Here is an 18,696-nt window from a genome sequence, read left to right as displayed (position 1 = left end):
CCGGCCCGTCCCCGTACGGCCTGCCCTTTCCCCGGGGCCGGTCGGGCAGTGGCACACCCCGGCGCGCCCCCGGTCACCCTGGCATCCTCCGGCGCCCTCCGGCCGGCCGTCTCCACCCGGGCTCTCCATCCCCCGCCGAATCCCCCGCTCGGTCTCCGGACGTTCGCGCCGTCTCCCGGTGCGCGGTGAGTCAGGGGCGCGCCGAGGAGGAAATCCCCGGGCGTGCGCAGATCGTGGAGATCCGGGGGAGAGCCGCCGGGCACGCCCGCGGCATGTCCCCGGCACGCCCCCGGTGCCCGTCCCGCGCCCGGCTCAGTGCGCGTCGAGGGTGACGGTGAAGGAGAAACGGTCCCCCCGGTAGTGGATGCGGGCGATGTCGACGGCCCGTCCGTTCTCGTCGTAGGTGATGCCCGTGTAGTGGAGGATCGGGCTGAGCAGCGGCACCTGGAGCAGCCGGGCCGTCTCCGGGTCGGCCAGCCGTGCCTCGACGGTGTCCGTGATCCGGCTGATGCGCACCCCCACCACATCGCGCAGCACCTTGGTCATGGGCCAGCGGGTGAGGTCCGTGACGTCGATGTGCTCGGCCAGCTCCGGGCGGACCAGGTTCTCCGCCCAGTTCGTCGGCTCGCCCGACGCCTCGTCATGGCGCAGCCGCCGGTAGGCGACCGCCTCGTCCAGGCCGGGGAAGTGCTCGGCCAGCTCGGCCGGGACCGGGGCCGGGCCGTGGCCGAGAACGGCCGTGTGCTCGCCGGACTGCTGGGCGACGATGGTGTCCACCGAGCCCAGCAGCCGTACGGGCGAGCCGCGCCGGGCGCTCGGCTCGATGAACGTGCCCCGCCGGCGGTGCCGGGTGATCAGCCCCTCCGTCTCCAGCTCCTTGAGCGCCTGCCGCATGGTCAGCACGCTGACGCCGTAGTGCGCCGCGAGGGCGTCCTCGGTGGGCAGGCGCAGCGGGTCGTCCGGGCGCCGGCCCAGTATCGAGGCGCGCAACGACTGCGACACCTGGTACCAGAGCGGCAGCTTGCGGTTGAGCGCGAGGGAGTCGGGGGCGAAGGTCACGGGGGCTCCGGCTCTGCGAACGGGGGGTGTCACCGACGGAAATGGCGTTCCAGACCCTGCCACACCTGGTCGTATCCCGTCTGCAGGTGGTCGGCCTCCGCCGCCTGTGCCGTGAGCGTCAGCGGCCAGCGGGACTCGAACATGAAGGCGAGGCCGTCGTCGATCTTCTGGGGCCGGAGCTCGGCCGCGCTCGCCCGCTCGAAGGTGTCCCGGTCCGGTCCGTGCGCGGACATCATGTTGTGCAGCGAGCCGCCGCCGGGGACGAAGCCCTCCGCCTTCGCGTCGTAGGCGCCCTCGATCAGGCCCATGTACTCGCTCATCACGTTCCGGTGGAAGTAGGGCGGCCGGAAGGTGTCCTCACCGACCAGCCAGCGCGGCGCGAAGACGACGAAGTCCACGCCGGCCAGCCCCGGGGTGTCGGACGGCGAGGTGAGCACCGTGAAGACGGACGGGTCCGGGTGGTCGTAGCTTATGGACCCCAGCACATTGAATCGGCGCAGGTCGTAGACGTACGGCACATGGTTGCCGTGCCAGGCGACGACGTCCAGCGGGGAGTGGTCGTACGTCGCCGACCAGAGGTTGCCGCAGAACTTGTTGATCACCTCCACGGGGCCCTCGACGTCCTCGTAGGCGGCGACCGGGGCCAGGAAGTCACGGGCGTTCGCGAGCCCGTTGGCGCCGATCGGGCCGAGGTCGGGGAGGACGAAGGGCTGCCCGTAGTTCTCGCAGACGTAGCCGCGCGCGGATGCGTCGAGGAGCTCCACCCGGAAGCGCACCCCTCGCGGGATCAGCGCCACGTGGCCGGGCTCGGCGCGCAGCAGCCCGAGCTCGGTGCGCAGCAGCAGCCCGCCCCGCTCGGGGACGATCAGCAGCTCCCCGTCGGCGTCGCTGAACACGCGGTCCGTCATGGAGGCGTTCGCCGCGTACAGGTGGACGGCCATGCCGGCGCGCTGGGTGACGTCCCCGTTGCCGCCCAGGGTCCACAGGCCGGCGAGGAAGTCCGTGCCCTCGGCGGGCTCGGGCAGCGGGTTCCAGCGCAGCCGGTTGGGGTCGGGGACGGTCTCGGCGAAGGGGGCCGTGCGCAGGGCGCCGTTCCCGACGCGCGTGAAGGGCGGGTGGGCGGCGGAGGGCCGGATCCGGTACAGCCAGGACCGGCGGTTGCGCGCGCGGGGCTCGGTGAAGGCGCTGCCGCTGAGCTGCTCCGCGTAGAGCCCGAGGGGAGCCCGCTGCGGTGCGTTGCGCCCCAGGGGCAGGGCGCCGGGGAGGGCCTCGCTGCTGTGCTCGTTGCCGAAGCCGGGGGAGTAGACCAGCGCCTCCGCGGTCTTTCGCGCCCGCTCATTGCCCGTACCGCTCATCGCGTGCTCCCACTGCCGATGGATTCCTATGGAAGACCGTAGGATTCCCGGACCGGGCGCGTCAATGGACCGGTTCCGGGCGTACGGAAGAACCGGTCGTCGGGTGGGCATGGGAACCCGGCCGCCGGGCGCCGGTGCCCGGGCCCGCCGGGAGCCCCAGGCGATCACGTGGCGCGGGCCGCGATCAGCCGGCCCGGTCCGCCCGCCACTGCGGTGACGGCAGATGGATCAGCAGCAGGACGATCCCGGTCAGCGTGAACATGCGGGTCGCGGCCTGGAGCCCGTTCCACTTCGTGGACTGCCACATCGCGAACCACTCCCCGCCGATGGCGATGAAGCCCAGCCCGAAGAGCAGCATGAGCATCAGCAGCCCCAGCGTGGTGGCCCGCCGGGCGGGCCCGAAGCCCTGGCCGGCACCGCCGCGCCGCAGCCCCCGCACCCACAGCCCTGTGGCCGCGAGCAGCACGAGCGCCGCCAGCGTCTCCCAGGCGATGATGGTCACGTAGGCGGCGTTCTGGAGCGTGGCGTCGGTTATGGCCCGCCACATCACATCGCGGTCCTGGAACGTGGTGTCCATGGCCAGGACGTGCCGGACGAATTCCTGGTTGGTACCGAAGTCGGTGACATTGCCGAAGGCGACGAGCGTGATGTAGACCGCGATCGTGGCGGTCAGCGCCGTGGCCGCCACCGGCAGGGTGCGCTCGGCGGTCATGGGTCATGCATGCCCGTCCGGCCGGGCCGCTACGCGCCGAGGCCCCGGACCATGCGCCCTAAGCGCTTGCTCAGGCCCGGGGTATGGTGTTCGTCCTTCTGTCGGCGAGGGGCCCGGGCGGGCCCGGAGAGCGGGGCACCGAGATGGGCGCGCAGACGCCACGGACCGAGGAGTGGGCCGACGTCACGCCCGACGCGGCGCGCCGCCTGCTGGCCGCCGGTGTGGAGGCCTTCGCCGAGCGCGGCTACCACGCCACCACCACCCGCGACATCGCCGGCCGCGCCGGAATGAGCCCCGCCGCGCTCTACATCCACTACCGGACCAAGGAAGAGCTGCTCTACCGCATCAGCGGCGTCGGGCACCGGCTCGCCCTCGACATCCTGCGCCGGGCCCGCGACGGCGCCGGCACCCCGGCCGAGCGCCTCGCCGAGGCCGTCCGCCGCTTCGTCCGCTGGCACGCCGAGCACCACACCACCGCGCGCGTCGTCCAGTACGAGCTCGGCGCGCTCGGCGAGGAGCACTACGCCGAGATCGTCGCGCTGCGCCGGGACACCGACGCCGCCGTCCGCGCGATCATCGAGGACGGCGTCGCCTCGGGCGACTTCGACGTCCCCGACGTCCGCGGCACCGCCCTCGCCGCGATCTCCCTGTGCGTCGACGTCGCCCGCTGGTTCGACGCCGCGGGCCGCCGCACGCCCGCCGAGGTCGGCGACCTCTACGCCGGCCTGGTCCTGCGCATGGTCGGCCACCCGGAGCCCTCGCCACGACCGGCCTGACATTGCCGTCACGTACAGTCTGAGCCGTGCCGCAGATTACGAAGAAGGTTTGCGAGCTGACTGTTGGTCAGCTCTCGGCGCGCAGTGGCGCGGCCGTCTCCGCCCTTCACTTCTACGAGACCAAGGGCTTGATCAGCAGCAGGCGCACCTCGGGGAACCAGCGCCGCTACGACCGTGACGCGCTGCGCCGCGTCGCCTTCATCCGCGCGGCCCAGCGCGTCGGCATCCCGCTCGCCACGATCCGCGAGGCGCTGGCCGAACTGCCCGACGGCCGCACGCCCAACCGGGCCGACTGGGCCCGGCTGTCGGAGGCGTGGCGGGTCGAACTGGACAACCGGATAGCGCAGCTGGGCAAATTGCGCGACAGCCTCGAGGACTGCATCGGCTGCGGCTGCCTCTCCCTCGACCGGTGCGCGCTGTCCAACCCCGACGACCGCTTCGGCGGCTTCGGCAACGGCTCGATCCTCTACGGCCAGCGCGACGCCGGCTGATCACGCGCCCCCGCGAGACCGAGGGCGGCCGATGCTCCCCGGAGGGGTCCGGGGAGCGCGCTCACACCCCCGCGTACCGCCCGGCGAAGGTCCTCCTGCGCGCCGCGGTCAGAGCGGCGGGCGTGAGCACCGAAACGGGCACCACGATGCCGCAGTCGGCGCAGACGGGACCTTCCAGCGGATAGCGCTCCAGGTCCGCGCGCCATTCGACGCGCTCCTGCCCGCACACCGGGCAGGCGTCGCCGGGGGCGGACTCCATCGCCGCGATCACCCGGCGCAGCACGTCCGCGAGCCGGGCGTCGGGGGTGACGTCGGGGGACGCGCAGGGCACGATGTCACAGCCGCCCCAGGTGTTGCGGTACCAGTCGTCGATCGCGCTCGGCTGACGGATCCCGTGGTGCTTCTCCCGGCGGCGCCGGCCCGCGAACCGGGCCTCGTACGCCAGCCAGACCTCGCGGGCCTCCTCCAGCTCGGCCAGCGCGGCGATCAGCAACGCGGGGTCGGGGGCGCGGTCGTCGGGGACGAGGCCGGCCCGGGCGCACAGGTGGCGCCATGTCGCCCGGTGCCCGTAGGGGGCGAAGCGTTCCAGGCATTTGCGCAGGGAGGTCCTGCGGAGCGCGATGGTGTTCCGTGGATTGCGCACTTCTCGGGCTAGTGCTCTGAAACCTGCCACTGCATCCCACCTCCGGCGGCGCGGACTCGGATCGACATGGAAGGGACGTAACGCACGGCCGATCGGATCCATCGGATTTTCGGATCCCGGCCCGCGTCACGGCGCCGACTCCGCTCTGCTACCCCCATCGGGCGGACAGATGTGGGCCATCACGAAGGTGGCGGAACCCGGTGCCGTGCTCAGCGCACCAGGCGCCCGGCCAGCAGGACCAGCCGGGCCAGCTCCCGGTGGCAGATGTCACTGTGCGCGCCGGACGGCGGGCCGCCGCGCCGTACGACCGCCGAGGCGTCGACGTTCACACAGCCGTCGGCCGGGAACGGGCCGGTCAGGGCCCGGTCGAGAACGAGGGCCGCGGTGCCGGGCACGGCCTGGACGCCGTCGTGGCCCATGGCGCCCCAGCGGGGGTCGGAAAGGCCCAGCGGGTCCAGGCCGAGCAGCGAGTCCATGTCCCCGGTGATCCGGGAGGCCAGCGGATAGAGCACCCCCAGCGCCTGGTCGTGGCTCGAATGGCAGCAGACCACCGGGCCGTCGACCCGGTGCTGGAGCTCCTTGAGCGCCCCCGCGAGACCGGGGGCGAACGGCAGCCGGGGCGCGAACGCGTAGTGCGAGAAGGCGCCTTGGAGCAGAGTGACGGAGCGCACACATCGCGCGCGCTCCGGAAGGCCACGCAGGGCGAACGCGACGAGCCGTCCCCCGAAGCTGTGCCCCGCCAGATGTATTCGCAGGCCGGGGGAGGCGCCGGCGAGCTCCCCGAGGAGCCGTCCGAGCCCCGCCTCTCCCACGGTCCCCGCCCGTCGCTTCATCTCCCAGTAGGTCCCCTGGCGCAGCATCTCCAGCGCACCGCCCCACAGCCGCTCCAGCGCGCCGGACAACTCGGAGCGCGCCAGACCCGCGAGCGCCAGGGCGTCCGCGAAGCGCGCGCACACCCGCTCGGGGCTCCCGGAGAACATCGTGGGCTCCTCCGGCTCACCCGCCCCCGGGTCCAGGTCGTGGACGTACGGATCGGCGGCGGACCCCGTCGCCCGGCCGCCCCGGCCCCGGGCGACCAGACCGCGCGTCAGCGCCGCGAACTCCGCCAGCCGCGCCGGGTCCGCCGGCCGCCGCTCCAGCAGCTCGGCCAGCCGGTCCAGCACGGCCTCGCTGCCGGGGAAGACCACGGCCAGCCCCGCCAGGGTGCCCGGGTCCAGCAGCGGCCCGGCGGCCGCCGCCGGGGGCCGCTCGGAGGGGAAGTCGGGGATGGGCTCGTCCGTGAACCGCATGGAAGGCCAGATCACGCCCCCGTAGCCGAGACGCACGGGGCCACCGGTGGCGGAGTGGGCGGGGGCGTCGGCGAGCACGGTGGGGAAGGGGGCGAAGAAGCGGTCGTAGAGACCGGTGGCCATCGAGCGGGTGTTGTTCCAGCCGTGGGCGAAGACCACCAGATCGGTGATCTCCTTCTCCGCCACCCCCCTTACCAGCGCCTCTCGTTCGCCGGGAGCCATGTCCCCCTCGGCGTCGAACATCAGCTCCCAGTACGGCTGCACACCTATGGTCGCCATGGCGTCCCCCTGCCAGGTCAGTTCGCGCGCATCGTCCTGCCGTCAAGAGAGTGTGTCCAGCCTTCCCAGGGCCTCTTCACCCGTTCGTGAGCCACGATTCGAGCCCTTGCGGCACGCGCAGGTGAGCGAACCCGGGCAACTCCCCGCGCGCCCCCGCCGCCTGGTGGCAAGATCCTCGAAAGGGGGGCCGCGCACGCGGCGCGGCACCGCACCGCGGCGGAAGGGGTGGTGGCTCATGCACATCAGGACGGCGACGGCGGGAGCGACGGAGAGCTGCGCCAGACCGGTACCGCAGCGCCTGCTCGCCGCCGCCACCCGGCTCTTCGCCGAGCAGGGCTACGACCGCACGTCCGTCCAGGAGATCGTCGTGGCCGCGGGCGTCACCAAGGGCGCGCTGTACCACTACTTCGGCTCGAAGGACGACCTGCTCCACGAGGTCTACGGACGGGTCCTGCGGCTCCAGCAGGAACGGCTGGACGCCCTCGCCGGCACCGACGCGCCCGTCGAGCGCCGGCTGAGGGACGCGGCGGCCGACGTGGTGGTGACGACCCTGGAGAACCTCGACGACACCACGATCTTCTTCCGCTCGATGCACCACCTCTCGCCCGACAAGCTCAAGCAGGTGCGCGCCGAACGGCGCCGCTACCACGAGCGGTTCCGGGCCCTGGTGGAGGAGGGACAGCGCACGGGCGTCTTCAGCCGGGCCACGCCCGCCGACCTCGTGGTGGACTACCACTTCGGCTCCGTCCACCACCTGGGCAGCTGGTACCGCCCGGACGGCGCGCTCAGCGCGCGGGCGGTCGCCGACCACCTCGCGGACCTGCTGCTACGGGCCCTGCGGCCGTAGCTTTACGGACCGGACCGGACTGTTCCGCCCGGGGTCCCCTCCGGGCGGAACGAGCAGGGGGGCGCTACGCGTAGCGCTTGAGCTCCCGCCGGGCCAGTGACCGCTGATGCACCTCGTCCGGCCCGTCGGCCAGCCGCAGCGTCCGCGCCGCGGCCCACAGCTCCGCCAGCGGGAAGTCCTGCCCCACCCCGCCCGCGCCATGGAGCTGGACCGCCTTGTCGAGGATGTCCGTCACCGTGCGCGGCGTCGCGATCTTGATGGCCTGGATCTCGGTGTGGGCGCCCCGGTTGCCCACCGTGTCCATCAGCCAGGCCGTCTTGAGGACCAGCAGCCGCAACTGCTCCACCGCCACGCGCGCGTCCGCGATCCACTCCTGGACCACGCCCTGCGCCGCGAGCGGCTTGCCGAAGGCCGTACGGTCCAGGGCGCGCCGGCACATCAGCTCGATCGCCCGCTCGGCCATGCCGATCAGCCGCATGCAGTGGTGGATACGGCCCGGGCCCAGCCGGGCCTGGGCGATGGCGAAGCCGCCGCCCTCCTCGCCGACCAGATGGTCCGCCGGGACGCGCACCCTGTCGAAGAGGACCTCCGCGTGGCCGCCGTGGTAGTGGTCCTCGTAGCCGTAGACCCGCATGGCGCGGCGGACCTCGACACCAGGGGTGTCACGGGGGACCAGGATCATCGACTGCTGCCGGCGGATGTCGGCGCCCTGGGGGTCCGTCTTGCCCATGACGACGAAGACCCGGCAATCGGGGTGCAACGCGCCGGAGATGTACCACTTGCGGCCGGTGACGACGTACGCGTCGCCGTCCCGCTCGATCCGCGTCTCGATGTTCGTCGCGTCGGAGGAGGCCACGTCCGGCTCGGTCATCGCGAACGCCGAGCGGATCTCCCCCGCCAGCAGCGGCTCCAGCCAGCGCTTCTTCTGCTCCTCGGTGCCGAACTGGGCGAGCAGCTCCATGTTCCCGGTGTCGGGGGCGGCGCAGTTGAGGGCGGTGGGGGCGAGCTGGGGACTGCGGCCGGTGATCTCGGCGAGGGGGGCGTACTGGAGATTGGTGAGCCCGGCCCCGTACTCCTCGTCGGGCAGGCTGTGCTGGTCTACGAAGAATAGATTCCACAGCCCCCGCCGCCGAGCCTCCGCCTTCAGCTCCCCGACGACCGGCGGTACGTCCCACGGCGAGGCGAGCGCGGCACGCTGCTCCTCGGCGACGGCCTCCGCCGGGTACACGTGCTCGTCCATGAAAGCGAGCAGCCGGGACCGCAGTTCCTCGGTGCGGGCGTCGAATGCGAAGTCCATGCCGCTCAGCCCTTCCGGAGGGTGGTGAGGCCGTTGTCGATGAAGAGCGGGACGAGCTCGCCGATGCGGTCGAAGCCCGCGCCGACCGTCCGCCCGAGGGTGTGGCGGTAGTGGATGCCCTCCAGGATCACGGCGAGCTTGAAGTAGGCGAAGGCCGTGTACCAGGGCAGGGCGGAGACGTCACGGCCGGAGCGGGCGGCGTAGCGCTCCACGAGTTCGGCCGGATCCGGGTGCCCCGGGGCGCTTCCGGTGGCGGCCACGGGCGAGCCGGGGACGGACCGCTGCTCGCCGTACATCACCAGCAGCCCGAGGTCGGTGAGCGGATCGCCGAGCGTGGACATCTCCCAGTCCAGGACGGCCCGTACGGTGTCGTCGGCGCCGACCAGGACGTTGTCGAGCCGGTAGTCGCCGTGCACCACGGCGGGCGCGGGGGAGCGGGGCAGGGCCTTCGTCAGCGTGGCACGCAGCTCGTCGATCCCCGGCAGCTCACGGCTGTGGGACGCCTCCAGCTGGGTGCCCCACCTTCTCAACTGCCGCTCCAGGAACCCCTCCGGGCGCCCGAAGTCCCCCAGCCCCACCGCCGCCGGGTCCACGGCATGGAGCTCCACGAGCGTGTCGACGAGCCCCAGCACCACCTCCCGCGTCCGGCCCGGCCCGATCGCGGCGAGCTGCTCCACCGAGCGGTAGGGCGTGCCGGGGACGAACTCCATCACGTAGAACGGCGCCCCGAGCACCTCCTCGTCCTCGCACAGCAGCAGCGCCTCCGGCACCGGCACGGGCGTGTCGCGCAGCGCGCTGATCACCCGGTGCTCACGGGCCATGTCGTGGGCGGTGGCGAGCACATGCCCCAGCGGCGGCCTGCGCACCACCCAGCTCCCGCCGGAGCCGTCGCGCACCACGTACGTGAGGTTGGACCGCCCCCCTTCGATCAGCCCGGCCTCCAACGGCCCGGCTGTCAGCCCCGGGCGTTCCCGCTCCAGATACCCGCGCAACCGCTGTGGATCGAGCCCCGGCGGGGGACTGGCCTTGCTCATCGCGTGCTCCTCCAAAGGGAGTCGGGCCGCGCTCGGCGGACATCCGGCGACCTGCTGACGCCGATCATGATGCCGACCGGTCGGTATGCCGTCCAGAGGGCACCCGGCCCCCATTCGGTGAGCGGGGGCCGGGGCAAGGGCATCGCCCGGGGTTACGCGTGGCAGGCGATCGGCCGGCCGCCGTTCATCGTCATCATGTCGCCCAGCACCGTCAGCAGGTCCAGCGGCGTCCCCAGCGGGAGCCCGTCCAGTTCGGCGTAGGCGCGGTGGAGGTTGGCGACCAGGCGCTCGCTCTCGCGCAGGGTGGCGAACTCGCCGAGGTCGGCCTCGCGGGCGGCCTCCAGGGGGGTGCGTCCGGCGGCGTGGGAGGTGCGGGCGAGGTCCTCGACGTAGCGGAGGTAGCGCTCGACGGTGTCGTAGACGCCAACGTCGGTGACCCGGCCGTGGCCCGGTACGACCACGCTCGCGTCCAGCCCGCGCAGGGTCGTAAGGGCCCGCAGGGAGCCGCTGAGGGAGCCCATCATGATGAAGGGCGTCCCGCCGTTGAAGATCAGGTCGCCGGTGAAGACGACGCCCTGGCCGGGGAGATGGACGATGGTGTCACCGATGGTGTGGGCCGGGCCCGGGTGGAGGAGGCGGACCTCGGTGTCGCCGATGTGGACGGTCAGCTCGTCGGTGTAGGTGACGGTGGGCGGGGTGACCTCGACGTGCCCGTAGTCGACCTCGGGCCAGGCGAGGTGGAGCTGGAGGCCCGCCGCGAGGGTCTCGCGGCGGCAGTCGGCGTGGCCGATGACCGTGGCCTGCGGCGTGAAGACGCAGTTGCCGTAGGTGTGGTCGCCGTGGTGGTGGGTGTTGACGACGGTGGTCGGCAGCGGCGCCCCGCTCGCGACGACGGCCTCGCGCAGCAGCTTCGCCCGGCGCTCGGTGGCGGCCGTGTCGACGAGGAGGGTCCGCTCGCCGTCGGTCACGAACCCCGCGTTGTTCAGGCACCAGCCGCCGTCGGGCTGGATGTAGGCGCTCACGCCCGGGGCGAGCGGGACCGTGTACGGCTCGGCGCCCTCCGCCTCGATGGTCGTCGGTCTCGTGTTCGCGCTGGTCATTCGCTGGCCTCCCTCGCCGTCCGCCGCGGGGGTGGGCGGATCGGACCACCCGTCAGAATACGGGCGGGCGGGGGCCGTGGGCCCGGCGTTCGCCGGTCAGGCGCGGTGCTCGAGTCCCGGCCGCAGCCGGTCCAGCAGCCCGTAGAGCGTGGTGCGCTCCGCCTCGTCCAGCGCGTCGAGCGCGCTGTGGGTGGCCTGCATCTCGGCCCGTACCCGGCGGATGGTCTCGCGGCCCTCGTCGGTGGCCACCACGTTCTTCACCCGGCGGTCGGACGGGTCGGGCTCGCGGCGGACGAGACCGCGCGCCTCCAGCCGGTCGACGATGCCGGTGACGTTGGAGGCGTCGCAGACCAGCAGGGTGGCCAGGCCGCGCATCGGGACCGGGCCCTTGAGCTGGGCGAGCAGCTTGGCCTGGACGGAGGTGAGGCCGTGGCGGGCGGCGGTGGCCGCGAAGTCCTGCCACTGGGCGGTGCCGAGTGCCGCCACCAGCTCCAGGAGCTGGGCCTTGGACGGGGGCTGGGGGGTCGTACCGGTCATGGCTCAAGTGTACTCAAACAGCTTGAAGTCTTAAATCATTAACTTGACTACCTGAAGTATTGGGTCTAGCGTGCTCCGGGTTGCTTGAGGATCTCAAGCATCAACGTCGTGAAGTAACGCGCGGCATTCCGAACGCGCAGCATTCCGAAGGAACCTCTCCCGCCCATGACCTCCCCAGCGTCCACCGCCCCCGCCACGCAGCGGAACGAGACGGTGATCGTCTTCGCCCTGAGCCTGGCCGCCATGGTCGTCTCGATGATGCAGACCCTGGTGGTGCCGATCCTCGGCCTCATCCAGAAGGACCTCGGCACCTCGTCCGCGAACGTCAGCTGGGTCACCACCGCGACCCTCCTCTCCGCCGCCGTCTTCACCCCGCTGCTCGGCCGCTTCGGCGACCAGCACGGCAAGAAGAAGACCCTGGTGGCCGTTCTGGTCGTCATGGTCGCGGGCTCCGTCCTCGCGGCCGTCACCCACTCCCTGCTCTGGCTGATCGTCGGCCGGGTGCTCCAGGGCGCCGCCACCGCGATCTTCCCGCTGGCGCTCTCCGTGCTCCGCGAGGAGGTCCGCCCGGCCCGGCTGCCCGGCGCGATGGCCATGGTCAGCGGCACCCTCGCCTTCGGCAGCGGCCTGGCGCTCGTCGCCACCGGCCTGCTCACCTCCGGTGACGACCCCGACTACCGCAGCGCCTTCTGGCTGGCCACCGGCCTCGCCGCGCTCGCCCTCATCGCCGTCGCCACCCTCGTGCCCGCCACCCGGGAGACCACCGGCGGCCGCACCGACGCCCTCGGCGCCCTGACCCTGGCCGCGACCCTCGTGCTGCTCCTGCTGCCCATCACCCAGGGCCACGAGTGGGGCTGGTCCTCCGCCCGGACGATCGGCTGCTTCGCCGGCGCCGCGGTGATGGCCGCGATATGGACGCTGGTCGAGCGCAAGGTGCGCGAGCCGCTGGTCGACATGCGGATGTTCGCCCACCCGCCGGTGCTCTTCGCCAACATCGCCGGCCTCCTCGTCGGCTTCGGCTCCTTCGCCCTCTTCATCGGCGTCTCCTACCTGGTGCAGATGCCCTCGAAGATCACCGGCTACGGCTTCGACGCGACCGTCCTGCGCGCCTCCGTCGAGTACCTGCTGCCCAGCACCGTCGTCTCGCTGCTCGCCGCGCCCGTCGGCGGCCAGCTCGTCCGGCACAAGGGCCCCCGCCTGGTCCTGCTGCTGGCCTCGCTCATCGGCACCGTCGGCTTCGTGTGGATCGCGCTCGACCACGAGCACACCTACTCCGTGATCGCCGCCGGCATGTGCGTCGGCGCGGCCATCAGCTTCGGTTACGCGGCCATGCCCGCCGTGATCGTCGCCAGCGTGCCCCACCGCCAGACCGGCATAGCCAACGGCATCAACTCCATCTCCCGTTCCACCGGCAGCGCCATCGGCAGCGCGATGATCACCACGGTCCTCGCCTCCAAGAGCATCGAACACCTGCCGCCGGGCGCGCCCAAGCTGCCCGCCGAGAGCCAGTTCACCCTCACCTTCGTGATCGCGGGCATCGCCTTCGCCCTGGTCGCGGCCGTGGCCGCGCTGGGTCTGCGGAGGATCCGCACCCTGGGTGAGACCGCGGTGGCGGAGGTGGCCCCGGCGGCCGAGGCTGGGACCGCACCCGTCACCCGCTGACCCCCGACGGACCCTCCGCCGGAACATCCCGCCGGACACCCCGACACCGAAGGAGCCAGCACCATGAAGGCTGTCAGCTACCGGGCCTACGGCGGCCCCGAGGTCCTCGAGTACGGCGACCTCCCCCTGCCCAAGGTCGGCCCCGACTCCGTCCTGATCAAGGTCAGGGCGGCGGCCGTCAACCCCGTCGACTGGAAGGCGCGCGAGGGCTACCTCGACGGGATGCTCCAGCCGGTCTTCCCGGTCGTGCCCGGCTGGGACGTCTCGGGCGTGGTCGTCGGGCTGGGTGCGGACACCCCCGAGTACCAGGAGGGCGACGAGGTCATCGGCTACGTCCGCGAGGACCTCCTCTCCCGGGGCACCTTCGCCGAGTACGTGGCCGCGCCCGTGCGCACCCTGGCCCCCAAGCCCGCCGGGCTCACCTTCGAGGAGGCCGCGGCCATCCCGCTGGCCGGCCTCACCGCCCTCCAGTCCCTGCGCGCGGTACGGGCCGGCGAGGGCGACACCGTGCTGATCCACGGCGCCTCCGGCGGGGTGGGCTCCATGGCAGTCCAGCTCGCCCGCCGGATCGGCGCCCGCGTCATCGGCACGGCCGGCGAGCGCAACCACGACTATCTGCGCGCCCTGGGCGCCGAGCCCGTCACCTATGGCGACGGCCTCGTCGAGCGCGTCCGGGCCCTGGCGCCCCAGGGCGTGGACGTCGTGCTCGACCTCGTCGGCGGCGGTGCCGTCACGACCTCGCCCGCCGTCACGGCCCACGGCGCCCGCCTGGTCTCCATCGCCGACCCGGCCGTCACCGAGCTCGGCGGCCGGGTGCTGTGGGTCCGCCCCGACACGGCCGACCTGGCGGAGCTGGGCCGGCTGGCGGCGGAGGGCGCCCTCAAGGTCGAGGTGGCCGAGGTCTTCCCGCTGGAGAAGACGGCGGACGCGCACCGGCGCAGCGCCGAGGGCCACACCCGGGGAAAGATCGTGGTGACGGTGTCCTGACCGGACCCCGCGCAGTCAGCCGCCGGACGGGCCCGCGCCCGTCCGGCGCTCGCGCAGCCGGACGTAGGCCTCCAGCCCGTCCGGCACCCAGTCCCACTCGCCCAGCCGGGCCGCCACCTCCTCCTCGGGGAGGAAGTCCCACCAGGCCACTTCCTCCTCCTGGGGCGAGACCGGAAGGTCGCAGCGGACCTCGTACACCGCCGACCACCACCCGCCTCCCGGGCCCCGGTAGAGGAAGCGGAACAGCGGCGTGGGCGCCGGGAGGCCGCTGACCCCCAGCTCCTCCTCCGCCTCCCGCAGCGCGGCCTCGTCGTACGACTCGCCCGCCCCGACCACCCCGCCGACGAACATGTCGTACCGCGAGGGGAAGACCAGCTTCCGGTCGGTCCGGCGGTGAACGAAGATCCGCCCCCGCGCGTCGCGCGCCTGGACGAACACACACCGGTGGAGCAGTCCGTCGGCGTACACCGTGCCGCGCGGTGCCCGCCCCACGACCCGGTCGTGTTCGTCGACGATGTCCAGCACCTCATCCGCCCCGAGCGGCGGCAGCTGATCGGTCATGGGCCCATCCAACCAGCAGTGGCCCACAGGGGCCCGGGGCGGTGATGAGCAGCGGTCAGTGCGGCTGGAGGTCCCGGACCTGGCCCGGCTCCGCCATGCCCGACGGCATCGCCGGATGCCGGCCGATCAGCACGATGCCGCACACGATCGCGACCAGCCCCGCCGCCTGCCCGGCCAGCGCCGCGGGCGTCGTCCGCAACTGGTCGCCCATGAAACCCACCCCGCACGCGATCCCCGCCAGCGGCTGCGCCGCCGTCAGCGCGGGCAGCGACATCCGCAGCGGGGCCGTCTCGAAGGCGCTCTGCACCAGCACCAGCGCCGTCACCCCGAGCGCCAGCACCGCGTAGGGCTGCCAGCCGGTGACCAGCTCCCGCCAGCCGCCGTGCGCGAACCGGGTGCCGCTCACCCGCGTCAGCGCGTCCTGTACGCCGTAGAGCAGCCCGGCCGCGACGGCCAGCAGGGCCGCCTCCGTGCTCATCCGCACCCGCTTGGAGACCGCCGCCAGCAGCAGCGCGGTGCCCACCATGACCCCGACGATCAGCCAGTGCCGCAGCGGATCGGTGACCGTCCGCCCGCCGTGCGGGCGCCCGGCGACGACGAAGGCCGCCACCCCGCCCGCCAGCAGCCACAGCCCGCACCAGCCGCTGCGGCCCAGCGGCTGTTTGGTCTGCCAGCGGGAGAGGGCCATGGCGAACAGCAGGTTCGTCGCCATCAGCGGGTCGACCAGCGACACCTCGCCCCAGCTGAGCGCGATGGCGCCCAGGGCCATGCCGCAGACCATCAGCGCGATGCCCGCCAGCCAGCGCGGCATCCGGGCGAGGTCCAGCAGCAGCCGGAGGGAGAGGAAGTCGCTCATGGGTGCCCGCTGCGCGGCGTTCTGCTGGAGCACGAACCCCACGCCCAGACAGCACGCCGCACCCAGGGCGAAGGCGAAGACCATCACGTCGCGCACCTCAAGACCTTGCGGTCGTAGGAGACTTGACAGCAAAACGATAGCCGCCTCGGGGGCGGTGCGACGGTCGAGTACCCCCCTTTCGGCCGTTCATCCGGGTCGGGGCCGGGGAGGAGATCGAGCGTCGAACGGGCATGCCTAGCACTGGTGTGCGATGCGGGAGTGGTGGGGGTGGCGTCACGGAACCCGTGCGGTGATCCATCGCGCATCCGTGCGCCCCACCCCGTACCGCAACTGGAGCTGACGGTGCGTTATTTGACGTCATGTCAGCACGGGTCGACCGGCCTTGACGCGGAGCAGTGACTACCGGTTTGCTGTGCGTGATCGGGAAGAAGGAACAAGACACAGTGCGCGGACGCCCCTGACCCGGCGCCCGGAGGGGACGTACGCCGTGGAGGAAGCCCGCTGATGACGCCCCCACCCCCCTTGGGCCGCCACCGGAACAAGGACGGGCTGACCTTCGACCCCGCCCTGGACGACACCGAGCTCACCACCGTCCGCGACGCCCTGGCCCGGGGCCGCTGGGCCGACGCCCGGCAGCTCCTCGCCCGCACCGGCGACGACTGGGACCGTCGCGGCCACCGCCTCGTCGTCCTCGCCGAGGGCCCCGCCAGCGCGGCCTGGGCCCGCGACTGGCTGCTCGCCGAGCCCGACAGCCCCGACGCCGCCGTCCTCCTCGCCTGCGCCGGCGTCTTCCGCTGCCTCGGCGGCAAGGAGACCCCGGAAACCGCCCACGCGCTCTGCCTGACCGCCGCCCGGATGGCCCCCCGCGACCCCACCCCCTGGCTGGCCGTCCTCATCCTCGCCCGCCGCACCGGCACCGCCGACGAACGCGTCCGCGCCTTCGACCAGGTCCGCGCCCGCCACCGCGACCACCACCACGCCCACCACCTCATGGCCGCCTGCCTGGCCGAGCGCCAGGAGGGCGACCGCGACGACCCCCTGCACGAGGTCTACGACTTCGCCGCCTGGGCCGCCGAACAGGCGCCCGCCGACTCGCCCCTGGCCGTCCTGCCCGTCGTCGCCCACGCCGAGCGCTACCGCGCCCTCGCCCGCGCCGGGCTGGAGCCCGCCGACCCCGCCCGCTCCGCGCACTGGACCACGCGCCGGGCCCGCCAGGTGATGAAGGCCGCCTTCGACTGGTGGCTGGAATGGGACATCGACGAGGACACCGCGGACGGCACGGACACCACGACCGCCGCCACCGCCCACCCCCGGCGCAAGGTCGACCTGAACTACCTCGCCCACGCCAAGCTCCACGAGGGCCGCCTCGCCGAGGCCGCCGCCCTCCTCACCCGCATCGGCCCCCACGCCACCCGGGCCCCCTGGGTCTACCCCGACCGGGACCCCGGCGCGGCCTTCCGGGCCGCCCGCCGCACCGCGCTCGGCGCGACATGACCCCGGCGCGACCCGGCCCCGGCGCGACCCGACCCCGGGGCGCAGGGACCCCGTACCCCCGCGTCCCGCACCCAGCCCCCGCACCCCCGCGTCCCCCCGCGCTCCCCACCGGAAGGACCACCCCCGCATGTCGACCGGCACCACGCGCGAGATCAGCACCTTCAAGGGCCGGGAGAGACGCCTGCGCGCCGGCCGCATCGGAGTCGCGGGCCTGCTGCTGTCGGTCGTCGCCGCCAGCGCCCCGCTGATGGTCACCGCCGGCGTCATGCCCACGACCTACGGCACGATGGGCGTCGTCGGACAACCCCTGCTCTTCGTCCTCCTCGGCGTCGTCCTGACCCTCTTCAGCGTCGGCTACGCCGAGATGAGCCGCCACGTCCACAACGCCGGCGCCTTCTACGCCTACATCGCCCGCGGCCTCGGCGGCACGGCCGGCGCCGCCGCCTCCGTCGTCGCCCTCGTCGCCTACAGCGCCATGCAGTTCGCCATCTACGGCATCTTCGGCCACGAGTTCTCCGGCCTCCTGCGCCGGCACCTCGGCCTCACCCTCGACTGGTGGGTCCCCGCCCTCGCCGCCGTGACCGTCGTCGGCGTCCTCGGCTGGCTCAAGACAGACCTCAACGTCAAGGTCCTCGGCACCCTGCTGCTCGTCGAGTGCGCCATGGTCGTCGTCTTCGACATCGCCTGCCTCGGCCGCCCCGGCCCCGACGGGATCTCCTTCCGCGCCTTCGACCCCACCACCCTCGCCGGCGCCGGCCTCGGCACCGCGCTCTGCTTCACCATCGCCGCCTTCGTCGGCTTCGAACAGGCCGCCGTCTACGCCGAGGAGGCCAACCGCCCCCAGGTCGTCGTCGCCCGCGTGACCTTCCTCGCCGTCGGCTTCGTCGCCCTCTTCTTCGCCCTCGGCTCCTGGGCCCTGAGCATCGCCGCCGGCCCCTCGCGCGTCGTCGCCGTCTCCCGCGAGAAAGGAACCGGCCTCCTCTTCGCCCTCACCGAGGACCGCCTCGGCACCACCTTCACCGACCTGACGCACCTCTTCTACGTGACCGGCATGTTCGCCGCGATGCTGAGCTTCCACAACGTCGTCGCCCGCTACGCCTTCGCCATGGGACGCGACGGCCTCCTCCCCGCCTCCCTCGGCCGCACCTCCGGCGGCAGCGGCGCGCCCGCCTACGGATCGCTGCTCCAGAGCGGCGTATCACTGCTGGCCGTGGCCGTCTTCGCCGTCACCGACGACCGCCCGCGGGGCGATCCCACCACGCCCGTCATCCGGCTCTTCACCTGGATGGGCAACGTCGGGGCGCTCGGCGTCATCCTCCTCATGGCCACCGCCAGCGCCGCCGTCATCGTCTTCTTCGTCCGGCGCGGCGCCGGCCGGGCCCAGGCCCCCCGGCTGGTCGCCTCCGGCGCGGCCTGCGCGGCCCTGCTCGGCATCGTCGGCTACGCGGTCAAGGACTTCCACGTCCTCGTCGGCGCCACCGCGGGCTCGGCCCTCGGCTGGATCCTGCCGGGCATCATCGGCGCGGCCGTCGTCCTCGGCGTGATCCACGGACTGGTGCTGAGGGCGGTGCGGCCCGAGCTGCACGCCCGGATCGGGCTCGGCAACGAGGCGTTCCAGCTGGAGAAGGCGGCCGCCTCGGCCGCGGCCGCCGCCCCGGCGCGTCCCGGCGATCCGACGCGCCCCGGAAGGAGTTCCTCATGACCGGGAAGGTTTCCT

General features: G+C 73.2%; 18 protein-coding genes. 7 read left to right on the top strand and 11 right to left on the bottom strand.

Annotated elements, in window-relative coordinates; genetic code table 11:
* Positions 1-312: 312 nt before the first annotated feature.
* From AB0E98_RS29995 to AB0E98_RS29985, 3 genes are all read right to left on the bottom strand, one after another.
* Positions 313-1,059 carry a GntR family transcriptional regulator gene (locus AB0E98_RS29995; protein ID WP_361708660.1) on the bottom strand — a complete coding sequence of 249 codons (747 nt, stop codon included), beginning with the start codon at positions 1,057-1,059 and terminating at the stop codon, positions 313-315.
* 29 nt (positions 1,060-1,088) lie between these two features.
* Positions 1,089-2,414 carry a homogentisate 1,2-dioxygenase gene (gene hmgA / locus AB0E98_RS29990; protein ID WP_361708657.1) on the bottom strand — a complete coding sequence of 442 codons (1,326 nt, stop codon included), beginning with the start codon at positions 2,412-2,414 and terminating at the stop codon, positions 1,089-1,091.
* A 184-nt stretch (positions 2,415-2,598) separates the two neighbouring features.
* The gene (locus tag AB0E98_RS29985; RefSeq protein ID WP_361708655.1) at positions 2,599-3,126 is read right to left on the bottom strand and encodes a DUF2165 domain-containing protein; all 528 of its coding nucleotides are present in this window, start codon (positions 3,124-3,126) and stop codon (positions 2,599-2,601) included.
* Between the two features lie 143 nt (positions 3,127-3,269).
* Between AB0E98_RS29985 and AB0E98_RS29980 the strand changes: the two genes are divergently transcribed.
* Entirely contained in the window at positions 3,270-3,902 is a 633-nt protein-coding gene (locus tag AB0E98_RS29980; protein WP_361708746.1) for a TetR/AcrR family transcriptional regulator, read from the top strand.
* 26 nt (positions 3,903-3,928) lie between these two features.
* A complete protein-coding gene (soxR, locus tag AB0E98_RS29975; protein ID WP_311612558.1) occupies positions 3,929-4,393 on the top strand; it encodes a redox-sensitive transcriptional activator SoxR in 465 nt (154 codons plus the stop codon).
* Between the two features lie 61 nt (positions 4,394-4,454).
* Here the strand turns inward: soxR and AB0E98_RS29970 are convergent, their stop codons facing one another.
* Entirely contained in the window at positions 4,455-5,066 is a 612-nt protein-coding gene (locus tag AB0E98_RS29970) for a hypothetical protein (protein WP_361708652.1), read from the bottom strand.
* Between the two features lie 179 nt (positions 5,067-5,245).
* On the bottom strand, positions 5,246-6,604 hold the full coding sequence (locus AB0E98_RS29965; protein WP_361708649.1) for a serine-threonine protein kinase: 1,359 nt from the start codon (positions 6,602-6,604) through the stop codon (positions 5,246-5,248).
* 235 nt (positions 6,605-6,839) lie between these two features.
* Between AB0E98_RS29965 and AB0E98_RS29960 the strand changes: the two genes are divergently transcribed.
* Positions 6,840-7,451, top strand: a complete 612-nt coding sequence (locus tag AB0E98_RS29960) for a TetR/AcrR family transcriptional regulator (protein WP_361708647.1) — start codon at positions 6,840-6,842, stop codon at positions 7,449-7,451.
* Positions 7,452-7,515: 64 nt separating this feature from the next.
* Here the strand turns inward: AB0E98_RS29960 and AB0E98_RS29955 are convergent, their stop codons facing one another.
* The 4 genes from AB0E98_RS29955 to AB0E98_RS29940 form a co-directional block, all read right to left on the bottom strand.
* A complete protein-coding gene (locus AB0E98_RS29955) occupies positions 7,516-8,748 on the bottom strand; it encodes an acyl-CoA dehydrogenase family protein (RefSeq protein ID WP_361708644.1) in 1,233 nt (410 codons plus the stop codon).
* Positions 8,749-8,753: 5 nt separating this feature from the next.
* Positions 8,754-9,782: a phosphotransferase family protein gene (locus AB0E98_RS29950; protein ID WP_361708641.1), complete on the bottom strand. Its 1,029-nt coding sequence runs from the start codon at positions 9,780-9,782 to the stop codon at positions 8,754-8,756.
* A 152-nt stretch (positions 9,783-9,934) separates the two neighbouring features.
* Positions 9,935-10,882, bottom strand: coding sequence for an MBL fold metallo-hydrolase (locus tag AB0E98_RS29945; RefSeq protein ID WP_361708638.1), 948 nt, complete (start codon positions 10,880-10,882; stop codon positions 9,935-9,937).
* Positions 10,883-10,978: 96 nt separating this feature from the next.
* The gene (locus AB0E98_RS29940) at positions 10,979-11,419 is read right to left on the bottom strand and encodes a MarR family transcriptional regulator (protein WP_311612567.1); all 441 of its coding nucleotides are present in this window, start codon (positions 11,417-11,419) and stop codon (positions 10,979-10,981) included.
* A gap of 165 nt (positions 11,420-11,584) precedes the next feature.
* Here AB0E98_RS29940 and AB0E98_RS29935 point away from each other — a divergent pair, with 165 nt between their 5' ends.
* Both AB0E98_RS29935 and AB0E98_RS29930 read left to right on the top strand, forming a co-directional pair.
* Positions 11,585-13,081, top strand: coding sequence for an MFS transporter (locus AB0E98_RS29935; RefSeq protein ID WP_361708636.1), 1,497 nt, complete (start codon positions 11,585-11,587; stop codon positions 13,079-13,081).
* A gap of 63 nt (positions 13,082-13,144) precedes the next feature.
* Positions 13,145-14,068: an NADP-dependent oxidoreductase gene (locus AB0E98_RS29930; RefSeq protein WP_361708633.1), complete on the top strand. Its 924-nt coding sequence runs from the start codon at positions 13,145-13,147 to the stop codon at positions 14,066-14,068.
* Positions 14,069-14,083: 15 nt separating this feature from the next.
* Here AB0E98_RS29930 and AB0E98_RS29925 read toward each other — a convergent pair whose 3' ends face one another.
* Both AB0E98_RS29925 and AB0E98_RS29920 read right to left on the bottom strand, forming a co-directional pair.
* Positions 14,084-14,629 carry an NUDIX domain-containing protein gene (locus AB0E98_RS29925; protein ID WP_361708631.1) on the bottom strand — a complete coding sequence of 182 codons (546 nt, stop codon included), beginning with the start codon at positions 14,627-14,629 and terminating at the stop codon, positions 14,084-14,086.
* A 55-nt stretch (positions 14,630-14,684) separates the two neighbouring features.
* A complete protein-coding gene (locus AB0E98_RS29920) occupies positions 14,685-15,569 on the bottom strand; it encodes a DMT family transporter (protein WP_361708743.1) in 885 nt (294 codons plus the stop codon).
* Between the two features lie 420 nt (positions 15,570-15,989).
* Between AB0E98_RS29920 and AB0E98_RS29915 the strand changes: the two genes are divergently transcribed.
* The gene (locus AB0E98_RS29915; protein WP_361708628.1) at positions 15,990-16,979 is read left to right on the top strand and encodes a hypothetical protein; all 990 of its coding nucleotides are present in this window, start codon (positions 15,990-15,992) and stop codon (positions 16,977-16,979) included.
* Between the two features lie 127 nt (positions 16,980-17,106).
* A complete protein-coding gene (locus tag AB0E98_RS29910; RefSeq protein ID WP_361708626.1) occupies positions 17,107-18,681 on the top strand; it encodes an APC family permease in 1,575 nt (524 codons plus the stop codon).
* Positions 18,682-18,696: the final 15 nt, after the last annotated feature.

Origin of the sequence: Streptomyces sp. NPDC037389, assembly GCF_040636475.1 — a bacterium.
Taxonomy (GTDB): domain Bacteria; phylum Actinomycetota; class Actinomycetes; order Streptomycetales; family Streptomycetaceae; genus Streptomyces; species Streptomyces hesseae.
Note: the sequence above shows the minus strand (reverse complement) of the source record. Positions and strands in the feature narration are given on the sequence as shown.